This is a genomic window from Streptomyces sp. NPDC008163, from assembly GCF_042956885.1.
GTDB classification, from domain to species: Bacteria; Actinomycetota; Actinomycetes; order Streptomycetales; family Streptomycetaceae; genus Streptomyces; species Streptomyces drozdowiczii_A.
Genome location: NZ_JBIBHG010000001.1, coordinates 1,060,628 through 1,083,247, shown reverse-complemented (window position 1 = coordinate 1,083,247; position 22,620 = coordinate 1,060,628). Strand labels below are relative to the sequence as shown.

Sequence of the window (22,620 nt, the reverse complement as noted above, 5' to 3'; positions counted from 1 at the left end):
ATGGGGGGCGGGCGGGGCCGGAGCGGCCCGGTCGGGCCGCTCCGGCTCGTACACCTATACGTTTACGTTCACGGCGTGTTGTTCGCCAGGGCGAGGAGGCGGGAGCGGTCGCCGCTGAAGCGGTCCCGGTCGACGTTGCCGGAGACTCCGCTCACGGCGCCGGTGGAGGTGTACTGCCAGACCGTCCAGAAGGGGAAGCCCGACGGGATGCTGGGGCTGCCGGCGGAGGTCCAGTGGGCGACCCAGAGCGGGCTGAGGGCGGACATGCCGTTCCAGCCGCCGGTGCAGGTGTTCCACCAGCTCGGGCTGGTGTAGATCACGACGTCACGGCCGGTGCGGGCCTTGTACTTGTTGTAGAAGTCCAGCACCCACTGCCGCATCCCGGCCTGCGAATAGCCGTAGCAGGTGCCCTCGATGTCCAGTACGCCCGGGAGGGTGAGGTTGTCGCGCGACCAGGCGCCGCCGTTGCTCGCGAAGAAGTCGGCCTGCGCCGCCCCGCCGGAGACGTCCGGGCGGGCGTAGTGGTACGCGCCCCGGATGACGCCCGCGTTGTAGGCGTTCAGGTAGTTGGCGCTGAACGTCGGGTCCTTGTACGTCAGGCCCTCGGTGGCCTTCATCCAGGCGAACTCGATGCCCGCGCCGCGCACGGAGCTCCAGTTGATCGAGCCCTGCCAGCTGGAGATGTCGATGCCGACCGGGTTCGCCTTGAGGTTGGCGTCCGGCTGGGCGTCCAGGGCGAGTTGGCGGGTGTCCGGCTTGAAGTCCTTGCTGTCCTGGACGTAGCCGACGCCCATGTACCCCTTGCCGAGCGGGACGGGGTTGTCGTGGCGGGGTGCCGACGAGGCGGTGCCGGACATCAGGCCGAGCAGCAGCGCCGCGCTCGTACCGAGGACACCGGCCGCGGTGAGTCTCTTGCGAGTGATCATGAGGAGCCTCCTGCTGGTGGGGGGAGCGGCCGTGGCCGGGCCACTCGGGCAGCACGCTTCACGCATGGGTCTACGCGCGTCCACTTGTCGCGAACACGACACAGTCAGCCACAGAGGTGACCCTCCGGTAAATAGCTTCCAGTCTTCGTTAGTGGTCTAGACCACCACCCGCCGCCGTGAACTGCGCGAACGCCCGCCGCCCGGCAGAACTTTCCGTACGGCCGGACCGGTCCGCCAGGTCCGGTCCCACTCGATCGGGTGGACGTTCCCTCTCAAAGGCATGATTCACGGGCAAATGACGCGGGCGAGCGCGATCATGCCTCGGTGATCTCTACCAACCGGACGGTCCGCCGTCCCAAGTCCCCTGTGCTGGCCGGGTTCGGCGGCGTTCTCGCCCTGCTGAGCCTGATCCCGGCGATCCCCGCGACCGCCGCCGCTCCGGCGCGCGACAGCGCCGTACGCACCACCGCGTACGCGGCGCCGCGTCCGGTGACGCCCGCCGAACGCGGCACCGCCGCCTATCTGGACTCGCTGCGGGACCGGCCCGCGCGGCTGCGGGCCTTCTTCAAGGAGCTGCCCAAGGGCGGTGACCTGCACAATCACCTGTCCGGCGCGGTGACCACCGAATACCTGCTCCGGCTCGCGATCGAGCAGGGGCTCTGCATCGACGCGACGATGACCGCGGTGGCGTCGCCGTGCGCCCCGGGCGCCCGCCCGGCCTCCGACGCGCGCACGGACCCCGCGTTCCGGCAGCAGATCATCCGGGCCTGGTCGATGCAGGACTTCCCGGCCGACGAGTCCGGGCACGACCACTTCTTCGACACCTTCGGCAAGTTCGGCATGGCCACCTGGTACGCCCGGGGCAAGATGCTCGCCGATGTCGCGAACACCGTGGTGAAGCAGAACCAGTTCTACCTGGAGACGATGGTCAGCCCGGCCTCGGACAGCGCCAAGGCACTGGCCGACGCGGTGGGTTACGACGCCGATTTCGCCGCGCTGCACCGCAAGCTCGTCGCGGGCGGCAAGCTGGACAAGGTCATCGACGAGGCGGTCCAGGAGGCCGACGACAGCGACGCGCAGTTCCGCGAGGCCGCGCACTGCGACACCCCGCGCCCGGCGCCCGCCTGCAAGCTGCCCGTCCGCTGGATCTCCCAGGTCTCCCGGGGGAGTTCCCCGGTCCGCGTCTTCACGCAGATGGCCGTCGGCATGCGGCTGGCCGAGCGCGACCCGCGGTTCGTCGCGGTCAACCTCGTCCAGCCGGAGGACTGGGACAGCTCGCTGGAGAACTACAGCCTTCAGATGCGGATGCTGAAGTACCTGCGCGGGCAGTACCCGGGCGCCCACCTCACCCTGCACGCCGGTGAGCTGGCCCCGGGCCTGGTCAAGCCGGAGGACCTGACCTTCCACATCAACGAGGCGGTGCGGGTCGCCGGCGCCGAGCGCATCGGCCACGGCGTCGACCTGGTCCACGAGGACGACTGGCGCGCGCTGGCCCGGACGATGGCCCGGCGCCACGTGGCCGTCGAGGTGCCGTTCTCCAGCAACAAGCAGATCCTCGGCATCGCGGGCGACGAGCACCCCTTCAACGCGTACCGCCGCTACGGCGTGCCGATCGTGCTCTCCACGGACGACCCGGGCGTCTCCCGGATCGACATCAGCCACGAGTACCAGTACGCGGCGAAGACCTACCGCCTCTCGTACACCGAGCTGAAGGACCTCGCCCGCGCCTCGCTGGAGTACGCCTTCCGCGACGGCCGCAGCCTGTGGGCCACCGGCACCACGTCCTCCGGCTACCGCGTGGTGGCGGCCTGCCGGGCCGACCGTCCCGGTGACGGCCGCCCGGGCGCGCGCTGTGCGCGGTATCTCGCGGGCAGCCCGAAGGCGGCGACCGAGTGGCGCCAGGAGGTCGCCTTCGCCGCGTTCGAGCGGGCCCACGGGGGCCGCTGAGCCGGTCCGACCGTGCCGCGAAGGGGTACGGGGCGTGGGCCCCGTACCCCTGCGTCATGCCGGTGGAAGTCACGCCGCCGGAGGCCGCGCTCTCAGAACCCGCCGCCGAAGTCCCCGCCGCCCCCGAAGCCGCCGCCGTCTCCGAAGCCTCCCCCGTCGCCGAAGCCTCCGCCGCCGAAGCCGGACGAGTCGAAGTCCGTGCCGGAGAAGTCGCCGCCGGAGAAGTCCCCGCCCCCGTCACCGCCGCCGTAGTCGCCGCCCCCGTAGTCCGCCGCGTACGCCGGGGTCGCCAGCATCGAGCCGAGCATCGTGCCGACCAGGAGGCCCGGGAGCAGGCCGCCCCCGAAGTAGCCGCCCGCCCAGGGCCCGTAGGCCGGGCCCGCCTCCCAGTACGGGCGGCGGGTGCCGTCGCCCACCTCGACCGTGCGGCTCATCGGGTCCTCGCCCGCGTTCAGCCGGGTCTCGTCCGCCGCGCACACCGGGACCTCCCTGGCGCTGCCGCCCGCCGGGGCCCAGCGCACGTCCGCGACCGAGGGGCCGTGGCGCGGGTCGAAGAAGCAGGGCGGGCGGCGGTCCGGGAGTGCGCGGCCGGAGCGGCGGGCGTCGAGCACCGCGAGCGAGTAGCGCCCGTCCTCCAGGGCCTGGGTCACCCCGCGCACGTCCGAGGGGTGTTCCGCCCCGGCCATACGGGACTTGGCGCTCTCGTAGGAGTCGAGGGCGCGTTCGTAGTCACCGCGCATCGCGTCGTCGGCGCCGGGCTCCGCCGGGTGGAAGTCGAGCCGTTCCAGGGTCTCCCCGTACGCCGTGATGTCCTCGTCCACGACCACCCGCAGCTTGTCGAGCGCGAGCCGCTCCTCTTCCTCCTTGCGCCTGCGGTTGCGGCGTACGACCGTGTACGCGGCGGCCCCGCCGAGGACGACCACGCCACCGACGACGGCCAGGCCGACGGCGGCCGAGCTGCCGGATTCGGAGTGCTCGCCACCGCTCCAGGAGGCGGGGGCGCTGCCCCGGGCCTGTTCGACGGCGCGGTCCACGAAGGCGTTGAGCTGGGTCGCCGCGTCGGTGTCCGCGCCGGGGGTCTTCACGGCGGCGGTGAGGTTGATGACGGCGTTCCGGGACATGACACGCGGGTCGGCCCCCGCGCTGAAGCCGTCGCCGAGGCGGATCGCGTAGACGCCGGTGATGCCGGTCTCGGCGCGCAGGGTGCGCAGCACGGTGTCCTCGGGGAAGGCGGCGGTGTTCGGCAGGACGGCCACGAACACCGGTTTGTCCGCGTCCTCGATCTTCTTGCTCAGGGCCGCGGCCTGGCTCCGGGAGAGTTGGTCGGAGGCGGCCGGGTCCACGTAGACGGGGCCCTTGCGCAGGGCCTGGGCGACGTCCTGGACGGTGGAGGCGCCGGGCGCGGCGGGCGCGGCCGGGGCCAGGAAGAGGGCGAGTGCGGACAGCAGGGCCAGGAGCCCCGCCAGGAGCGCCGCCGGGGCCGCGAGGGTGCAAAACGGCCTGTTCCGCATACTCCCAAGCTAACGCACACGCGTGCGAAACGGGTCGGGATGTACGGAACGGGCGAGCGGCCTCCTGGTGCCGCCCGCCCGTTCCGCGTCGTCAGGCGGCCCGGTAGGCCGTCCTGAGCTTCGCCACCGCACCGGTCAGATCACCGGTGAGCAGCAGGTGGTCGGCGTCCGCGAACGGCTTGGACACCTTCTCGGTCAGCTTGCCGCCGGTCTTCTGCTGGACCAGCAGCCGGGCCTGGCCGACGATCTCGCGGCCGGTCTCGGTCCTGCCGAGGCCGGTGCGTTCGGCGACCTGGGCGGCCAGGCCGAGCAGGGCGAGCGTGACCTCGCCGCCGGCCGGGGGCTTCTTCAGTGTGGTGAGGCCCCAGCCGTACGGGAACTGCGGGTCGTACGACGCGTCGCCCACGTTGATCGGGAGCTGCGCCTCGGACTTGGGCCAGGTGACCGGGAGCTGCCCGGTGAAGGCCCGCTTGCCGAAGAGGACGTCGGCCACGCCGTCGCCCTCGGAGCCCGGCAGCCAGGACGCCACCAGCGCGTCGATGTCCCCGAGCTGGTCCCCGATGAGCTGGGGGCGGCCCGAGACGATCAGGACGGCGCACTTCATCGCGGCGCAGACCTTGTCGACCGCGGCTCGGTCGGCGTCGGACAGCTTCAGGTCGTGCCCGTTGCCGACGTCGCCGACGCCCTCCGCGTACGGGGTCTCGCCGACGACGACCACCCCGACGTCGTAGCCGGCGGTGTCGGCGGACGCGTCCTTGGAGTACGTGACGGAGGCGGCGTCCTTCTTCATGGCGGACAGGATCGTGGTGCCCGGGGTGATGGCGCCGGAGGAGCCCTGCCAGCTGACGGTCCAGCCGCCGGCCTGGTTGCCGATGTCGTCGGCGTTGGAGCCGGCCACGTACACCTTCTGCGTGGACTTCAGCGGCAGCACGTTGCCGTCGTTCTTCAGCAGGACCTGCGACTTCGCGGCGGCCTCGCGGGCCACGGCCCGGTGCTCGGCGGAGCCGATCTTCGCCAGGTTGGCGGTGTCCGCGTACGGCTTCTCGAAGAGGCCCAGCTTGAACTTCTGGGTCAGGATGCGGGAGACCGCGTCGTCGATCCGGGACTGCGGGATGCGGCCCGCGGCGACCTCGTCCTGGAGCGTCTTCGTGAAGTCCTTGTACTCGGTCGGGACCATGATCATGTCGAGCCCGGCGTTGACCGACGTGCGCACGTCGCTCGCGTAGTCGCCGGGGAGCTGGTCGATCGCCTTGTAGTCGCTGATGACGAAGCCCTCGAAGCCCATGCGGTCCTTGAGGACACCGTTGATCATCTCGGCGTCGCCGTGCATCTTCACCGGGCCCTGGTCGTCCCCGATGATGTCGAGCGAGGAGTAGGACGGCATGACCGTGCCGACGCCGCGCTCGACCGCGTCCTCGAAGGGCGCGAGGTGGACGGCCTCCAGCTCCTGCCGGGTGACCTTGGTGACGCCCTGGTCGGTCGTGTACGAACCGGTGGTGGACGAGCCGTACTCCGTACCGCCGTCGCCGACATAGTGCTTGGCGGTGGCCAGCACCTTGTCGTTGCGGTCCAGGTCCTTGCCGGACGCGGCGCCCTGCATGCCCTGGATCACGGTCTCCAGGGACTTCACGAGGGCCGGGTCCTCACCGTAGGACTCGTAGGAACGGCCCCACCGCTCGTCGCGCGAGACGCAGAGGCAGGGCGCGAAGTCCCACGGGACGCCGGTCGCGCGGACCTCGCTCGCGGTGACGGCACCGGTCTTCTCGGCCAGCTTCGGATCGCGCGTGGCGCCGAGGCCGACGTTGTGCGGCATGATCGTCGAGCCGACCAGGTTGTTGTGGCCGTGCACCGCGTCCACGCCGTAGATCAGCGGGATCTGGAAGCGGGTGGCCCGGGCGCGCAGCTGGTAGCCGTCGATCATCTTCGCCCACGCCTCGGGGGTGTTGGGCGAGGGGACCGAACCGCCGCCGGAGAGCAGCGAGCCGAGATCGTACGTGGCGATGTCGCCCTGCGTGGAGAGCGCGTTGCGCTCGGCCTGGGTCATCTGGCCGGCCTTCTCGGCGGGCGACATCCGGGCGAGCAGGTCGGCGACGCGCTGCTTCACCGGCAGCTTCGCGTTCTGGTACGGCAGCCCGTGGGCGTCGATGACGGCCTGCGGGTTCTCCTTCGGCGGCCGGGCGCCGGTCACCGTCAGCTCCAGCGGGACCGTCTTCGCGGTGGCGGCGCCGGAGATCTTCTTCGTCGCGACCTTCACCTGGTGGGTGGTGCCGGACGCGGTGCCCGCCGGGAAGGTGTACGTGCCGCTGACCGGCGTGAAGTCGGTGCCGGGCTTCGCCGTGCCGCCCTTCGTCTCGTACGCGACGGTGACGGGCTCGTCCAGCGGGACGGACCCGGTCGTGGTGAGCGTGAAGCCGAGGGACGCGGAGGCGCCCTGCTCGACCGGGACCACCGCCGCGTCGGTGACGACGCTCGCCTTCAGGGCCGCGTCGGCCTTGCCGTACAGCTCCACGCCGTCGAGGGCGAACTTCCCGGGGGCGCCGGTCGGCAGGGTGAGGGCGTACCCCCACATCTCGTTGAGGCCGAGGACCTGGTCGATGCCGCCGACGGGCTGGTAGTCGCCCCGGTAGGCGAAGTCGGCGAACGGGATCTCGACGAGGTGCCAGCCCTCCCAGTCGTCGGTGAACGAGGTGGTCCAGAGCTCGGACGCCTCGCCGTTGGCGCCGCCGTCCTTGATCTCGAAGTTGATCCGCTTGCCCGAACCGGGCGGCAGCGGCGCGGTGTTCTGGCCGTACCACCAGAAGCGGATGCCCTTGTGGGCGGACCAGTCGTGGGCGGGCCGGTCGGCGGCGTAGTCGTGGCTGAAGCCGCCGTAGCCGCTGATGTCGTAGGTGCCTTCGAGGACCTTGGCGCCCTCGGGGGCGTCGGCCCGGTCCTTCAGCGCCAGGGTGGGCGGGTCGTCGGCGTCGCCGCCCCAGGTGAAGATGCCCTCGGCCGGTTGGCTGGCGAAGGGCACCTCCCCCTCGAAGCGGTCGACGGCGACCGGCGCCGGTTCGTCGGCGGCCGGTGCCGCCGTGGACGGGACCGCCCCGGCGAGCAGGCCGGCCACCACGGTGGCGGCGGCCAGCACGGCGGTCGCGGGTCTCGCCCGGCGGCGGGTGCGGAGTGGCATCTGTGCGGCTCCTTCGTACGGTGCCCGGGCGCGGCCCGGCAGCGAGGCCGGGCCGCGCGCGGGACGCGGGTGGTACCGGAAGGTGACGTGCCTGTGGGGGGTGGTGGTGCGTGGGGGGTGGCTCGGGGGCCCGGGGGCGCTACTTCTTCTGCTCCACCCGCACCCAGTCGATCTCCGCCTTGACGCCGCCCTGCGCGACACGGTCGACGCTGGACTGCGGAAGTCCCCAGTAAGGGCTGGTGACCTTGTTCCACCCGGCGGGGTACGCGCCGCCGAGCGCCAGGTTGAGGATCACGTACTGGTTGTGGTCGAAGACCCACTTGCCGCGCGTGGACTCCAGCTTGGAGCGGGAGGTCGTCTGCACGACGCGGTCGTCCACGGTGAACGTCATGCCCTCGGGCGTCCACTCGACGCCGTAGGTGTGCCACTGGTCGGCCCGGCCGCCGTTCGCGTACGTCTGCTGCTTGCCGATGTTGCCGTCGGCCGAGTAGCCGGGGCCGTGCAGGGCGGAGCTGGTCCAGTCGCCGTAGCCGATGTTCTCCATGATGTCGGTCTCGCCCGAACCGGGCCAGGAGACGTCCGGGTTGTCGACGTCGCTGCCGAGCATCCAGAAGGCCGGCCAGAAGCCGTCACCGACCGGCAGCTTCATGCGGGCGCTGACCTTGCCGTAGGTGAAGTCGAACTTGGTGTTGGTGTCGATGCGGCCGGACGTGAAGTCGAAGGTACCGGCGGGTGTTCGGGTGCAGCCCTTGCAGTACTTCGACTGGAGGACCAGGGAGCCGTTCTCGGTACGGATGTTGTCCGCCGAGTCGACGTACGCCTGGGACTCGCCGTTGACCGGGTTCATCTCCGTGCCGGTGCGCACGACCCGCCACTTGTTGCGGTCGAGTCCCGAGCCGGTGAAGTCGTCGAAGAAGGTGGTGGTGTAGGCGCCGCCCGGGTTCTTCGGGAGGGCCGGATAGGCGGCGTTGGCGCTGCCGCCGGTGCCCCACACCTGGAACTCGTAGAGCGAGTAGCCGAATTGGGCGGTGGCGGGCGCGGGGTTGTAGAAGGAGCGGCGCTCGACACCCAGCATCCGGACGTAGCGGCCGGTCGCCGGGGACGGCAGCCTGACGGTGTCGTGCCGGCCGACGGCGTCGCCGGGCGACTTGACGTCCGCGCGGCGGGCGGCGACCTCGGAGGCGGACGGCTGGTAGACGGTGCGCCAGGTGCGGTTGTCGTCGGAGACCTGGATGCGGTAGTCGACGGCGTAGGCCGCCTCCCAGTACAGGTCCACGGTGTCGATGGTGGAGGTGGCCCCGAGGTCGACGCCCACCCAGCGGTTGGCGTTCCAGTCGCTGGACCAGCGGGACTGGTCGGCCTTCAGGTCGGCGGGCCAGCCGCCGTCGGTGACGAAGGCCGGGGAGTTGCCCGCGTGCTGGTAGAAGTCGCCGTACGCGGGGTGGTTGAGGGCGAGATTACTGCGGGTGGTGGAGGCCGGGGCGGGCTCTCCTCCGTACACCTTGAAGGAGTACAGCGAGTAGCCCCAGGGGGTGGCGCGCTGGATGCCTCGCATCCGGACGTAGCGGCCGGTGACCTCCTGCGGGTAGGTGTGCGCGGTGACGCTGCCGCCGGTGCCGTCGTCCTCGGTGTAGAAGGTGGTCCAGTCCGTGCCGTTCTTCGACACCTCCAGGACGTATTTCTTGCCGTAGGCCGCTTCCCAGTCGAGGGTGACGCTGCTGACGCGGATGACGGAGCCGAGGTCGACCCGGATCCAGGCGTCGTCGGCGAAGTTGCTGGACCAGCGGGTGGTGCCGTTGCCGTCGGCCACCGCCCCGGGCCCGGAGGCGGCGTTCTCGCTGCCGGAGGCGGTGACGGCGCCCGGGTTCGCCGTGTACGCGGCGGCGGCCCGGTCGGTGTCCCAGGCCGCGGCCTGCGCCGCGGCCGGCTTGGGGGCCGGGGCGGCGAAGGCCATGGGGGCGGCGAGGGCGATCAGAGCGGCGGTGGTGGCTGCCAAGGTCGTACGAGAGGGCATGGTGGGGTGTCCCGTTCGTATCGGTGAGGGTGAGGCGCCACACCCGCGGTCGCGGCTACGACGCGTCGCGGGTGAGCCGGATGGTGTCGCGGTACCACTTGGCGCTGTCCTTGAGCGTCCGCACCTGCGTGTCGTAGTCGACGCGGACGATGCCGAACCGCTTGTCGTAGCCGTAGGACCACTCGAAGTTGTCCATCAGTGACCAGGCGAAGTAGCCCCGCACGTCCGCACCCTGGGCGCGGGCGGCGGCGACGGCGGCGATGTGATCGGCGAGATAGGTGGTGCGGTCGGCGTCGTGGATCTCGCCGTCCTCGGAGACGGTGTCGTCGAATGCGGCGCCGTTCTCCGTGATGACCGTCGGGAGGCCGTAGTCCTTCTCCAGACGGACGAGCAGGTCGGTGAGGGCGGTGGGGGTGATCTCCCAGTCCATGGCGGTGCGCGGCAGATCGCGCTCCACCTGGCGGGTGACGGGCAGTCCCTCCGCGTCCGTGGTCGCGCCGTCCTCCGTGACGCCGGAGAACAGCGAGCCCCGGTAGAAGTTGACCCCGAGCACGTCCAGCGGCGTCGAGATCGTGGCCAGGTCGCCGTCCTGGACGGGCAGTTCGATGCCCTGGGCGGCGAGGTCGGCGACGGTGTCCTCGGGATAGGCGCCCTTGACCAGCGGGTCCAGGTAGAGCCGGGCGCCCAGGCCGTCGGCGCGGCGGCACGCCTCGGCGTCCTCGTGGCTGTCGGTCTCCGGGGTGGCGGTGCCCAGGTTGAGGGTGATGCCGAGTTCGAGCTCGTTGCCCCGGGCGGCGGCCTGCTCGCGCATGTACTGCGAGGCGAGTCCGTGGCCGAGGAGCAGGTGGTGCACGGCGTGGATGGCCTCGCCGAAGTTCTGCCGGCCCGGCGCCTGGCCGCCGTAGGCGTAGCCGAGCATCGCGGAGCACCAGGGCTCGTTGAGCGTCGTCCAGTGCGTGACCCGGTCGCCGAACGCGTCGTACGCCAGCGCGGCGTACTCGGCGAAGCGGTACGCGGTGTCACGGGCCGGCCAGCCGCCCGCGTCCTCCAGCTCCTGCGGCAGGTCCCAGTGGTAGAGGGTGACCCAGGGGGTGACGCCCTTGGCCTCCAGCTCGTCCAGCAGCCGCTTGTAGAAGTCGAGGCCCTTGGCGTTGGCCGGGCCCCGGCCGCCCGGCTGGATGCGCGGCCAGGCCAGCGAGAAGCGGTACGTGTCGACGCCGAGGTCAGCGATGAGCTGCACGTCCTGGGGCATGCGGTGGTAGTGGTCGCACGCCACGTCGCCGTTCTCACCGCGGACGACCATGCCCGGCACCCGGCAGTACGTGTCCCAGATGGACGGGGTCCTGCCGTCCTCGGCCGCCGCGCCCTCGATCTGGTACGCGGCTGTGGCGACGCCCCAGCGGAAGCCGGCGGGCAGACCGGGTACGGCCTGGGCGGCGATCTCGCGGGCGTATGCCTGAGGGGTGACGAGGTTCATGGTTCTCCTGTGGTGTGCGTTGCTCGGGCGGCCGGCGGGGCTAGGCGCGGGCGGTGGCCGGGGCCTCGTGGTGGAGCCAGCAGGCCACCGAGCGGGAGCCGTCCGTCCCGGGCGCCGCGAGCACCGGGACGTGGGTGTCGCAGCCCTCGACCTTCTTGGCGCAGCGGGGGTGGAAGGCGCAGCCGGTGGGCATCGACGAGAGGTGCGGGGGCGAGCCGGGGATGCCGCTGAGTTCGCGGCGGGGTCCGTGCAGCGCGGGGAAGGAGTGCAGCAGCCCGGCGCTGTACGGGTGGTGCGGGTCGCGGTAGATCTCGGAGGCGCCGGCCTGCTCCACGATCCGGCCGCCGTACATGATCGCGATCCGGTCGGAGAACTCGATCAGCAGCGAGATGTCGTGGGTGATGAAGACGACCGAGAAGCCGAGCTCCTCGCGGAGCCGGACCAGCTGGCGCAGGATCTGCCGCTGCATGACCACGTCGAGCGCGGTGGTCGGCTCGTCCATGATGACGATCTCGGGTTCCAGGGCGAGCGCCATCGCGATCATCACGCGCTGGCGCATGCCGCCGGACAGCTGGTGCGGGTAGGCGCCGAGCCGGTCCGGGGAGATCCCGACCAGGCTGAGGAGCTCGCGGGCCCGGGCGGTGCGGTCGGCCTTCTTCATCTCCGGGCGGTGGGCCTGGAGTACGTCGGTGAGCTGGGCGTGGACCGTGTAGACGGGGTTCAGCGAGTTCATCGCGCCCTGGAAGACGATGGACAGCTCCTGCCAGCGGAAGGCGCGCAGCTCGGCCGCCGACATGGCGAGCAGGTCCATGGCCTCGCCGTCGCGCCCGTGGTAGTGGACCTCCCCGCCGGTGATGACGCCGGGCGGGGAGAGGAGCCGGGTGACCGCGTAGGCCAGGGTGGACTTGCCGGAGCCGGACTCGCCGGCGAGGCCGAGGACCTCGCCGCGGTGCAGGGTGAGGTCGATGTCGCGCAGGGCGTGCACGGCGTCGGTGCCGGTCCCGTAGTCCACGTTGAGGCCGCTGATGGTGAGGACGGGCTCGCTCATGAGCGGGTCTCCTTGTGGCGCGGGGTGGTGCTGCCGGGGCGGGCCACCGGGGTGAAGCCGACGCGCATCTTGACCTTCTTGGAGCCGCCGGTCTCGGTGCGCAGGCGCGGGTTGACGAATTCGTCGATGCCGAAGTTGATCAGGGCGAGGGACATGCCGAGCAGGGCGATGCAGAGCCCCGCCGGGACGAACCACCACCAGGCGCCCTGGGCCAGTGCCTGGCTGGACTGCGCCCAGAACAGGACGGTCCCCCAGTTCCAGTTCGAGATGTCGGCGACGCCGATGAAGGCGAGGGTGATCTCGGAGAGAATCGCGAAGATGACCGTGCCGACGAAGCCGGAGGCGATGACGGCGGTGAGGTTCGGCATCACCTCGAAGAGGATGATCCGCCAGGTCGGTTCGCCCGTGGCGCGGGCCGCCTCCACATAGTCGCGGCGGCGCAGCGACAGGGTCTGGGCGCGCAGGACGCGGGCGCCCCAGGCCCAGGAGGTGAGGGCGATGACGAAGGCGATGAGCAGGTCGCCGGCGTCCGTGACGAAGCTGGCGATGATGATGATCAGCGGCAGTCCCGGGATGACCAGGAAGACGTTGGACAGCAGCGACAGCGCCTCGTCGGCCAGTCCGCCGAGGAAGCCGGCGGTGACGCCGATCAGCACGGACAGGGCGGTGGCGAGGATGCCCGCGACGAAGCCGACGACGAGCACGCCCCGGGTGCCGACCAGGATCTGCGAGAGCACGTCCTGACCGGTCTGCGTGGTGCCGAACCAGTGCGAGCCGGAGGGCGCCTCCAGCAGGTCCTGGCTCATCGCGCTGGGGTCGTACGGGGCGATCCACGGGCCGATGATCGCGATCAGCACGAAGAAGAGCAGGATGCCCAGTCCGATGACGGTCTTCCGGCCGCGCAGGAACCGGAACTTGCGCTTGCTCGCTGCCGGGGTTTCGGCGGCATCGAGTACGGCGACCTCGGTGGCGGTGACGGCCATGTCCTACGCCTCCCTTCGGGTACGGGGGTCGAGGAGCATGTAGAGGACGTCGGCGAGGAGGTTCGCCGCCAGGACGGAGAGCGTGATGATGAGGAAGATGCCCTGCATGAGGGGGTAGTCCTTGGCGCCCACGCCCTGGAAGAGCTGGTAGCCGATGCCCGGGTAGGAGAAGACCATCTCCACCAGGAGCGTGCCGCCGACGATGAAGCCGAGCGAGAGGGCGAACCCGGAGATGTTGGGCAGGATCGCGTTGCGTGCCGCGTAACCGAACATCACCCGGCGCTCGGAGAGGCCCTTGGCCTGGGCGACCATGACGTAGTCCTCGCTGGACACCGTCACCATCATGTTCCGCATGCCGAGGATCCAGCCGGCGACCGCGCTGAGGACGATCGTGAAGCCGGGCAGCACCCCGTGGTAGAGCGCGCTGGAGATGAACGGCCAGTCGAAGGCGGGCACCAGCGAGTTGTCGTAGCCGCCGTCGGCCGGGAAGAGCGGCCACTTCACGGCGAACAGCGAGATCGCGATCAGCCCGAGCCAGAAGTACGGGATGGACGAGATGAAGGTGGTGACGGGCAGCAGGTTGTCCATCCAGGAGCCGCGCCGCCAGCCCGTGAAGACGCCGATCCCGGTGCCGAGCAGGAAGCTGATCAGCGTGGTGATGCCGACGAGCGCCAGCGTCCAGGGCAGCGACTGCGCGATGACCTCGCTGACCGGGGTCGGGAAGAAGGTGAACGACAGGCCCAGGTCGCCGTGGAAGAGGTGCGCCCAGTAGTCGGTGTACTGCTCCCAGAGCGACTGCTTCTTGTCGAGCCCGAAGAGGGCCCTGAGCGAGGCGATGGCGCTGGTGTCCAGCTGGCCCTGGAAGCGGGCGATGAGTGCCTGGACGGGGTCGCCGGGCATCAGGCGCGGTATGAGGAAGTTGATCGTGATCGCGGCCCAGGCCGTGACCAGGTAGAAGGCGAGCCGTTGGAGCAGGAACTTCACTTCGCAGCCTCCTTCTCGTGGTCGTCGGTGCGGGCGGTGCCGATGCCGTCGTAGAGCCAGCAGGCGGCCCACTGGCCGTCGGCCAGGTCGAACCGGGGCGGCAGCTCGGTGCGGCAGCGCTCCATCGCCTTGGGGCAGCGGGGGTGGAAGCGGCAGCCGGCGGGCGGGGCGATGAGCGACGGGGGCTCACCGGTGCCCTGGTCCTCCGGCTCGTCCTCGGCGTGCTCCCGGTCGGGGTGCGGCGCGGAGGCGATGAGGAGCTGGGTGTAGGGGTGTGCGGGGCGCTGCGTGACGGTCTCGCTGTCACCGCCCTCGACGATGCGGCCCGCGTACATCACCAGGGTGGTGTCCGCGAAGTAGCGGGCGGACGCGATGTCGTGGGTGATGTAGAGGATCGCGAGGTGCAGCCGGTCCTTGAGGTCCTTGAGCAGGTTGAGCACCCCGAGCCGGATGGACACGTCCAGCATCGAGACCGGCTCGTCGGCCAGGAGGACCTGGGGGTCGGCGCCGAGCGCGCGGGCGATGGCCACGCGCTGGCGCTGACCGCCCGACAGCTCGTGCGGGAACTTGTCCAGGTACTGATGAGGAGGAGTCAGCTGGACGCGGTTCAGCAGAGCGGTCAGGTTCTGTTCCAGTTCCGCCTCGCCGTTGCCCGCCCGGCCGTGGATCTTCAGCGACCGGGTCAGGTGGTAGCGCACGGTGTGCACGGGGTTCAGCGAGGCGAACGGGTCCTGGAAGATGAGCTGGACCCGGCGTACGTAACTGCGGAAGGACCGGCCACGTCCGGCCTTCACCGGCTGCCCGTTCAGGTGGATCTCGCCCGAGGTGAGCGGATACAGCTGCGCGAGCAGTCTGGCGACGGTGGACTTCCCGGAGCCCGACTCCCCCACCAGTGCCGTGACGGTGCCGCGCCGCAGTTGCAGCGAGGCGTCGTCCACGGCGTGGACGGTACGGCGCGTGCGTCCGAGGAGGTCGCGGGCGTTGCGCCGTACGGCGAAGTGCTTGGTGACTCCGCGTGCTTCGAGCACGATGTGGTTGTTCTCTGGCTGTTCAGACATGGCCGGTACCTGATCCCTGCTGTACTACTTGGCGGGCTTGAGATTCAGCACGACTTCCAGCGAGGTGCGCTGGGTGTGCTGCGGGTCCGCGTACGGGTTGTCCTCGGTGGGCCAGCCCACCCAGTTCTTCGTGGAGTACTCCGCCCCGACGGGTGCAGCCGCGGTCGGGATCATCGGCGCCTGCTCGACCATGATCTTCTGGAGGGCGTCCATCGCCTGCTTGCGGGCGGTGTCCGTGGTGGCCTGGGCGAAGTCCTTCAGCGCCTCGGTCGCCTCAGTGCTCTTGAAGCGGCCGAAGTTGCCGGACTGCGACGGCTTGCCGATGGGCTGGAGCAGGGCGCCGTCCATGATGTTCTGGTACATGTCGTACGGCGTGGCACCGCTGTTGGTCCAGTGCAGGGTGGCGTCGAAGTTGCCGTTGGCGACGTCCGCGTTCCAGGAGTCGGCGGTCTGCGTCTTGACCTTGGCGTCGATGCCGATCTTCTTGATGTTGTCCTTGATGATCGACAGGCCCGTGATGTAGTCGTTCCAGCCGGCCGGGTCGGTGAGGGTGAGCTTCACCGGCTTGCCGTCCGGGTCCTTGAGGACGCCGCCGCTGAGCGTGAAGCCGGCCTTCTCCAGGACCTGCTTGGCGCCCTCGACGTCCGGCTTGGTGGTGGCCTTCTTGTACGTGTCGGAGATGAAGGACTCACCGGCGGGCAGCGGGATGCCGGTGGGGTTGGTGATCTCCGGGTAGAGCGTCGCCTCCGCCTGGGTGTAGATGGCGTTGCGGTCGACGACCATCGCCATGGCCTTGCGGAGCGCCGCGTTGTCGAACGGCTTGCGCGCGGTGTTGATCCACAGGCCGTGGATGCCGAGGCCCGAGGGGAACCACAGCTTGTGGTTCTTCGGGTCCTTGTCGATGAACAGCTTCTTGAAGTCCGGCATGAAGACGAACGACCACTCCAGCTTGCCGCTGGCCAGCGCGGTGGTCGCCGCGTTGTTGTCGTTGTACGTGCTGTAGCGCAGCTCCTTGACCTTGGTCGAGCCCTTCCAGTAGGTGGGCGTCGCGGTCAGGGTGGTCGTCTGCGGCGTGAAGGTCTTCAGCTTGTACGGGCCGGAGCCGACCGGGTTCCGGTTCGGCCAGGTCTCCGGGTTCTTGACCTTCTCCCAGATGTGCTTCGGCACGATGTACTGCTGGAGGATCTTGTTCTGGTTGACGTACTGCGAGCTGTTGAAGGTCAGGATGACCTTCTTGTCCTTGACCTCGACACCGCCCCACTGGATGCCGTCGGCGTTGAGCGCCGGGTGCTTCTTCAGCAGGTTGAAGGTGTACGCCACGTCGTCGGCGGTCAGCGGCTTGCCGTCGGCCCACTTGGCGCGCTCGTCGATGGTGAGGGTGACCTTCTGGAAGTTGAGGTCCCACTTCCAGTCGGTGGCCAGCCACGGGTCGGGCTTGTCGGCGGGCCGGATCTGGCTGACCATCGCCAGCGGCTCGTAGATCATCCAGCGGTAGCCGAGGGTGGCGCCGGCCGAGGTGTTGAGGAAGGGGTTGCTGTTGTTCGTCTGCGGCCCGTCCGGCTTGCCGATGTTCAGGACGCCCGAAGCGGCACTGCCGCCGTTCTTGTTGTGGTTCGAGTTGGCCGAGGAACAGCCTGCGGCGAGTGCGACCACGGCGGTGGCGAGCGCGGCGGCTCTCAGCGTGTGACGGCGTGCGGACATAACGACTCCAGGAGGGACTGGCGGGTCTTGGGATCCGGAAACGGGCAGCGCTGGGCGCGCCTTGGTACGGCTGTGCGGGTGGTGCGGGTGCGGTGTGGGCCTGGGGGTGCCCTTGTCCGCTAGGGCGCCGAGTGGCGCACGACCAATTCGGTGGGGAGCACGACCGGGGTGTCCGGTGCGAGCGTGCCGCCCAGGTGGGAGAGGAGCATCCGGGCGGCCATCTCACCCATCTGCCGGGTGGGCTGGCGCACGGTGGTCAGGGGCGGTTCGGTGTGCTCGGACATCGGGATGTCGTCGAAGCCGACGACCGCGATGTCCCCCGGCACGGTCTTGCCCGCGGCGCGCAACGCCCGCAGCACGCCTGCCGCGGTGATGTCGTTGTGGGCGAAGACCGAGTCGAACTCCGTGCCCGAGGCGAGCAGTTGCTCCACCGCGAGCCGGCCGGAGAGCTCGGTGAAGTCCCCGAGGACCACGTGTTCCGTGGGGAGGACCGAGACGAAGCCGGCCAGTCGGTCCCGTACGCAGCCGAAGTGCGCGGGACCGGTGATCACGACGGGCCTGGTGCGACCGGCGTCCCGCAGATGACGGGCGGCCGACGCGCCTCCTTCGTGGTTGGTGGTCACGACGGAGGGGAATTCGGGGTGGTGGCCGCGATCGTCGATGAGCACGATCGGCAGACCGTCGCGGTGCAGTTCCGTGAGGTGGTCCAGGGTGTTCTCGGGTTCCACCACCACCAGCCCGTCGAAGGCCCGCGCCGACACCTGGCTGGTGAAGCGCTCGACGGACTCGGCCCCGCGGTTGCAGGTGAACAGCAGCAGCCCGTAGTCGGCGGCCTCGACGGTGTCGACCACACCCTGGAGCAGTTCGCCCATCCAGGGCCAGGTCAGCGAGGGCACCAGCATGCCGACCGTCCGGCTGCTGCCGCGGGCCAGACCGACGGCGCCCGAACTGGGCACGTAACCGAGCTGCGCGATCACTTCGCGAACGCGCGCGGCCGTCGAGCCGTCCACCTCGCCCTTGGTGTTGATGACCCGGGACACGGTCGTCTTGCTGACGCCGGCCTCACGGGCGACATCAGCGATGGTGACGCGCATCGGGGCCTCCAGGGACACAACGGGACAGAGAGAACGGCCGCAACGGCCGGCGATGGAACCGGTACCGCAACCGGTTCCGGAACCGGTACCGGCGTTGGTGGCGTGAGTTAACCCCGCAGAAACACCGCCGTCAATACTTCACGTCGAGATTGGTCCGTACCCATCTGATAACGAGAAGAACACGGTCCTTACGTTCAACTTCTGAACGCAAAGACCTCTTGACGCGGGCACGCGAATCCCGTTCACTCAGTCCCCGTACGGGGCCGTACACGCGAACGCCCCCGTCCGCCCTGCCAATTGAGGCGGGCGGACGGGGGCGGGCGTGTGCGGGAGACGGCCCCGTGCGGGTCAGTCGGTCGGTTCGAGGCCGGCGCGCAGCAGACCGTAGGTGTACGCGTCCTCCAGCGCCTGCCAGGACGCGGAGATGATGTTCTCGGCGACCCCGACCGTCGACCACTCGGCGGTCCCGTCACCGGTGGTGATCAGGACGCGGGTGGTCGAGTCGGTGCCGGTGCGGCCTTCCAGGATGCGGACCTTGTAGTCCGTCAGCTCCAGCTTGGCCAGCTGCGGGTAGATCCGCTCCAGGGCCACGCGCAGCGCCCGGTCCAGGGCGTTGACCGGTCCGTTCCCCTCGGCGGTGGCGACGATCCGCTCGCCCTTGGCCCACAGCTTCACGGTCGCCTCGTTGGCGTGGGTGCCGTCGGGGCGGTCCTCCACGATGGCCCGCCAGGACTCGGTGCGGAAGTAGCGCCGCACCCGGCCCTCGGCCTCGGCGCGCAGCAGCAGTTCGAAGGAGGCGTCGGCCGCTTCGTACGTGTAGCCCTTGAGTTCGCGCTCCTTGACCCGGGCGACGACCCGGGCGACCAGCTCACGGTCGCCCCCGAGGTCGATGCCGAGCTCGTCGCTCTTCAGCTCGATGGAGGCCCGTCCGGCCATGTCGGAGACCAGCATCCGCATGGTGTTGCCGACGAGCGCGGGGTCGATGTGCTGGTAGAGGTCCGGGTCCACCTTGATCGCGGAGGCGTGCAGCCCGGCCTTGTGCGCGAAGGCCGAGACACCGACGTACGGCTGGTGCGTGGAGGGGGTGAGGTTGACCACCTCGGCGATGGCGTGCGAGACGCGGGTCATGTCGGCGAGGGCCCCGTCCGGGAGGACCCGCTTGCCGTACTTGAGCTCCAGGGCGGCGACGACCGGGAAGAGGTTGGCGTTGCCGACGCGCTCGCCGTAGCCGTTGGCGGTGCACTGGACGTGCGTGGCACCCGCGTCGACGGCGGCGAGGGTGTTGGCGACGGCGCACCCCGTGTCGTCCTGGGCGTGGATGCCGAGCCGGGCGCCGGTGTCGGCGAGGACCGTGGAGACGACGGCCTGGATCTGGGCCGGGAGCATCCCGCCGTTGGTGTCGCAGAGGATGACCACGTCGGCGCCGGCCTCGGCGGCGGCCTTGACGACGGCCTTGGCGTACTCGGGGTTGGCGCGGTACCCGTCGAAGAAGTGCTCGCAGTCCACGAAGACCCGGCGGCCCTGCTCGCGGAGGTGGGCGACGGTGTCGCGGACCATCTCCAGGTTCTCCTCCAGCGTGGTGCGCAGCGCGAGCTCCACGTGGCGGTCGTGGGACTTGGCGACCAGCGTGATCACCGGGGCGCCGGACTCCAGCAACGCCTTGACCTGCGGGTCCTCGGCGGCCGTTCCGCCCGCCCTGCGGGTCGCGCCGAAGGCGACCAGCTCGGCGTTCTTGAACTCGATCTCCTGGCGGGCGCGGGCGAAGAACTCGGTGTCGCGGGGGTTGGCGCCGGGCCAGCCGCCCTCGATGAAGCCGACGCCGAACTCGTCCAGGTGCCGGGCGATGGTCAGTTTGTCGGCGACCGTCAGGTTGATGCCTTCACGCTGTGAACCGTCGCGCAGCGTGGTGTCGAAGACATGGAAGCTGTCGTCGGTGGGCTTGGCCTTGGTGGTCATTGCTGGTCTGACTCCTGTCGGATGAGTGGATCCGGACGATCTGGCTCCACTTGCCCCCATCATCCCGTGCGCCGCGTCCCCGGCCGAGGTGGAGGCCGGAAAACAAAAAACCCCTCGCGGGTGCGAGAGGTCTGCGCGCGGGTCTGGGGCACGGTGGCCGTGCCGTACGTGGTGGTACGGAACGGTCACTGCGGACCGGCGCGCCTGCTGCCAATAATCATGACGAACGAGGACACGGAAGCAGTCTGGCACAGGACCGCCGCGGTGAACCGCCCGTCTCAGGATGCGGGCGTACCGGGGCCCCCGGCGAGACACCGGGGGCCCTCCGTACGGCTGCTCACGCCAGGGAGTGCATCCAGCCGTGGGTGTCCTCGGCGGTGCCGCGCTGGATGTCGAGCAGGCGCTCGCGCAGCTTGAGGGTGACCGGGCCGGGGGTGCCGTCGCCCTGGGTCCACTCGCCGCCCGCGCTCTTCACCGTGCCGACGGGGGTGATGACGGCGGCGGTGCCGCAGGCGAAGACCTCGGTGAGGGTGCCGGCGGCGGTGTCCTCGCGCCACTGGTCGATGGAGACGCGGGACTCCTCGGAGGTGTAGCCGAGGTCACTCGCGAGCTTGAGGAGCGAGTCCCGGGTGATCCCGGCGAGCAGGGAGCCGGTGAGGGACGGGGTGACGATCCGGTCCCCGTACACGAAGTACAGGTTCATGCCGCCCAGCTCCTCCACCCACTTGTGCTCGACGGCGTCGAGGTAGGCGACCTGGTCGCAGCCCTTGGCGGCGGCCTCGGCCTGGGCGAGGAGGGAAGCGGCGTAGTTGCCGCCGGTCTTGGCGTCGCCCATGCCGCCGGGGACGGCGCGGACCCGGTCCTCGGAGAGCCAGATGGAGACGGGCTTCACACCGCCGGGGAAGTAGGCGCCGGCCGGCGAGGCGATGACCAGGAACAGGTACTCGTTGGCCGGGCGCACCCCGAGGCCGACCTCGGTCGCGATCATGAAGGGGCGCAGGTAGAGGGACTCCTCGCCGCCGTGGGCCGGGACCCAGGCCGCGTCCTGCTGGACGAGCGCGTCACAGGCCGCGACGAAGGTCTCGACGGGCAGCTCCGGCATAGCGAGGCGGCGGGCGGAGGAGCGGAAGCGCTCGCCGTTGGCCTCGGGGCGGAAGGTGGCGACGGAGCCGTCGGGCTGGCGGTACGCCTTCAGGCCCTCGAAGATCTCCTGGCCGTAGTGGAGCGTCATGTTGGCCGGGTCGATCGACAGCGGCGCGTAGGGCACGAGCTGGGCGTCGTGCCAGCCGCGGCCTTCGGTCCACTTGATCGTCACCATGTGGTCGGTGAAGTAGCGGCCGAATCCGGGCTGGGCCAGGATCGCCTCGCGCTCCGCGTCGGACAGCGGGTTCGAGGAGGGCTTGAGCTCGATCGTGGTCGTCATGAGTGCGTGTCCTTCACCGTGATGTGTGTGTAGGACCGCGTGCACGCCTTCAAGTGCTAGGACGTCCGAGCTTCGCTGCGAGCCACGGCCCCGTTCGATTATCTCTCGAAGGCTGCCGTGCACGAAATGGCGTGAATGCGGTCCAGGATTCGATGGTGACACCCGGGGCCGCACAGGAGAAGCCGCCGGGTGCGTCTGCGACCCGGCGGCTTCCGTGGGAGTCGTCGGGTCAGCCCGCTACGCGTACCGCGAGGGCGTCGCCGATCTCGTCGGTCGTACGGGCGCTGCCGTCGCGCTCCGCGAGGTCGGCGGAGACGGCGTCCTCGATGCGCACGGCCTCGGCCTCGTAGCCGAGGTGGCGCAGCAGGAGGGCGACGGAGAGGATCGTGGCGGTCGGGTCGGCCTTGCCCTGCCCCGCGATGTCGGGGGCGGAGCCGTGGACCGGCTCGAACATCGACGGGAAGGCGCCCGTCGGGTTGATGTTGCCGGAGGCGGCCAGGCCGATGCCGCCGGAGACGGCCGCGGCGAGGTCGGTGAGGATGTCGCCGAAGAGGTTGTCGGTGACGATGACGTCGAAGCGCTCCGGCTGCGTGACGAAGAAGATCGTCGCTGCGTCGACGTGCAGGTAGTCGGTGGTGACCTGCGGGTACTCGGCGGCGACCTTGTCGAAGGTGTTCTTCCACAGGTGGCCCGCATAGACCAGGACGTTGTTCTTGTGGACCAGCGTCAGCTTCTTGCGCGGGCGGGCGGCGGCACGCTCGAAGGCGTCCCGGACGACCCGCTCGACACCGAAGGCGGTGTTGAGGCTCACCTCGGTGGCGACCTCGTGCTCGGTGCCGGTGCGCAGCGAGCCGCCGTTGCCGGTGTACGGACCCTCGGTGCCCTCGCGGACGACGACGAAGTCGATGTCCGGACGGCCGGCGAGCGGGGTCTCGGTGTTCGGGAAGAGCTTCGACGGCCGCAGGTTGATGAAGTGGTCGAAGGCGAAGCGCAGCTTCAGCAGCAGCCCCCGCTCCAGCACGCCGGAGGGCACGGACGGGTCGCCGATCGCGCCGAGCAGAATGGCGTCGTGCCCCTTGAGGGCGTCGAGCTCCGCGTCGGGGAGGGTCTCACCGGTGCGGTGCCAGCGCTGGGCGCCGAGGTCGTACTCCTTGGTCTCCAGCTTCACATCCTGCGGGAGAACAGCGTTGAGGACCTTGAGGCCCTGGGACACGACCTCCTGGCCGATACCGTCGCCGGGGATCACTGCGAGATTGATGCTGCGAGACATGGTGGCACCCTACTGCTCGTCCCACCCCATGACACGTCCCGTCCACCATACGGACACAT

The 22,620-nt window shown here is 70.3% G+C and carries 15 protein-coding genes; 1 reads left to right on the top strand and 14 read right to left on the bottom strand.

All coding sequences use genetic code 11. The features are described 5' to 3' along the window. Nucleotides 1–68: 68 nt before the first annotated feature. Nucleotides 69–926 (bottom strand): GH25 family lysozyme, encoded by an 858-nt coding sequence (locus tag ACFZAT_RS05025; protein ID WP_391260057.1) that lies wholly within the window; start codon nt 924–926, stop codon nt 69–71. Nucleotides 927–1,250: 324 nt separating this feature from the next. On the opposite strand from ACFZAT_RS05025, the gene ACFZAT_RS05020 reads away from it, so the two are divergent. Next, entirely contained in the window at nt 1,251–2,873 is a 1,623-nt protein-coding gene (locus tag ACFZAT_RS05020; RefSeq protein WP_391260055.1) for an adenosine deaminase, read from the top strand. A gap of 92 nt (nt 2,874–2,965) precedes the next feature. Here ACFZAT_RS05020 and ACFZAT_RS05015 read toward each other — a convergent pair whose 3' ends face one another. The 13 genes from ACFZAT_RS05015 to ACFZAT_RS04955 all read right to left on the bottom strand — a co-directional run bounded on the left by ACFZAT_RS05015 (nt 2,966) and on the right by ACFZAT_RS04955 (nt 22,561). Continuing rightward, nucleotides 2,966–4,384 (bottom strand): hypothetical protein, encoded by a 1,419-nt coding sequence (locus ACFZAT_RS05015; RefSeq protein WP_391260052.1) that lies wholly within the window; start codon nt 4,382–4,384, stop codon nt 2,966–2,968. Between the two features lie 91 nt (nt 4,385–4,475). Further along, nucleotides 4,476–7,553, bottom strand: coding sequence for a glycoside hydrolase family 3 N-terminal domain-containing protein (locus ACFZAT_RS05010; RefSeq protein ID WP_391260049.1), 3,078 nt, complete (start codon nt 7,551–7,553; stop codon nt 4,476–4,478). A 139-nt stretch (nt 7,554–7,692) separates the two neighbouring features. Then, nucleotides 7,693–9,567, bottom strand: a complete 1,875-nt coding sequence (locus tag ACFZAT_RS05005) for a discoidin domain-containing protein (RefSeq protein ID WP_391260047.1) — start codon at nt 9,565–9,567, stop codon at nt 7,693–7,695. Nucleotides 9,568–9,622: 55 nt separating this feature from the next. Then, the gene (locus tag ACFZAT_RS05000; RefSeq protein ID WP_391260044.1) at nt 9,623–11,044 is read right to left on the bottom strand and encodes a GH1 family beta-glucosidase; all 1,422 of its coding nucleotides are present in this window, start codon (nt 11,042–11,044) and stop codon (nt 9,623–9,625) included. A gap of 40 nt (nt 11,045–11,084) precedes the next feature. After that, the gene (locus ACFZAT_RS04995; protein ID WP_391260041.1) at nt 11,085–12,092 is read right to left on the bottom strand and encodes an oligopeptide/dipeptide ABC transporter ATP-binding protein; all 1,008 of its coding nucleotides are present in this window, start codon (nt 12,090–12,092) and stop codon (nt 11,085–11,087) included. Next, nucleotides 12,089–13,075, bottom strand: a complete 987-nt coding sequence (locus ACFZAT_RS04990; protein ID WP_391260039.1) for an ABC transporter permease subunit — start codon at nt 13,073–13,075, stop codon at nt 12,089–12,091. Before ACFZAT_RS04990 ends, ACFZAT_RS04995 begins: the two co-directional genes overlap by 4 nt. 3 nt (nt 13,076–13,078) lie before the next feature. After that, nucleotides 13,079–14,059: an ABC transporter permease subunit gene (locus tag ACFZAT_RS04985; RefSeq protein WP_391260036.1), complete on the bottom strand. Its 981-nt coding sequence runs from the start codon at nt 14,057–14,059 to the stop codon at nt 13,079–13,081. Next, nucleotides 14,056–15,117 (bottom strand): oligopeptide/dipeptide ABC transporter ATP-binding protein, encoded by a 1,062-nt coding sequence (locus tag ACFZAT_RS04980; RefSeq protein WP_391260033.1) that lies wholly within the window; start codon nt 15,115–15,117, stop codon nt 14,056–14,058. Before ACFZAT_RS04980 ends, ACFZAT_RS04985 begins: the two co-directional genes overlap by 4 nt. Nucleotides 15,118–15,141: 24 nt before the next feature. Next, a complete protein-coding gene (locus ACFZAT_RS04975; protein WP_391260030.1) occupies nt 15,142–16,818 on the bottom strand; it encodes an ABC transporter substrate-binding protein in 1,677 nt (558 codons plus the stop codon). A gap of 119 nt (nt 16,819–16,937) precedes the next feature. Next, a complete protein-coding gene (locus ACFZAT_RS04970; RefSeq protein ID WP_391260027.1) occupies nt 16,938–17,912 on the bottom strand; it encodes a substrate-binding domain-containing protein in 975 nt (324 codons plus the stop codon). Nucleotides 17,913–18,260: 348 nt separating this feature from the next. Beyond that, the gene (gene cimA, locus ACFZAT_RS04965; RefSeq protein WP_391260025.1) at nt 18,261–19,868 is read right to left on the bottom strand and encodes a citramalate synthase; all 1,608 of its coding nucleotides are present in this window, start codon (nt 19,866–19,868) and stop codon (nt 18,261–18,263) included. 337 nt (nt 19,869–20,205) lie between these two features. Next, nucleotides 20,206–21,291, bottom strand: a complete 1,086-nt coding sequence (locus tag ACFZAT_RS04960; RefSeq protein ID WP_018102491.1) for a branched-chain amino acid aminotransferase — start codon at nt 21,289–21,291, stop codon at nt 20,206–20,208. Nucleotides 21,292–21,520: 229 nt separating this feature from the next. Further along, nucleotides 21,521–22,561, bottom strand: a complete 1,041-nt coding sequence (locus ACFZAT_RS04955; RefSeq protein ID WP_391260021.1) for a 3-isopropylmalate dehydrogenase — start codon at nt 22,559–22,561, stop codon at nt 21,521–21,523. Between the last annotated feature and the right edge of the window lie 59 nt (nt 22,562–22,620).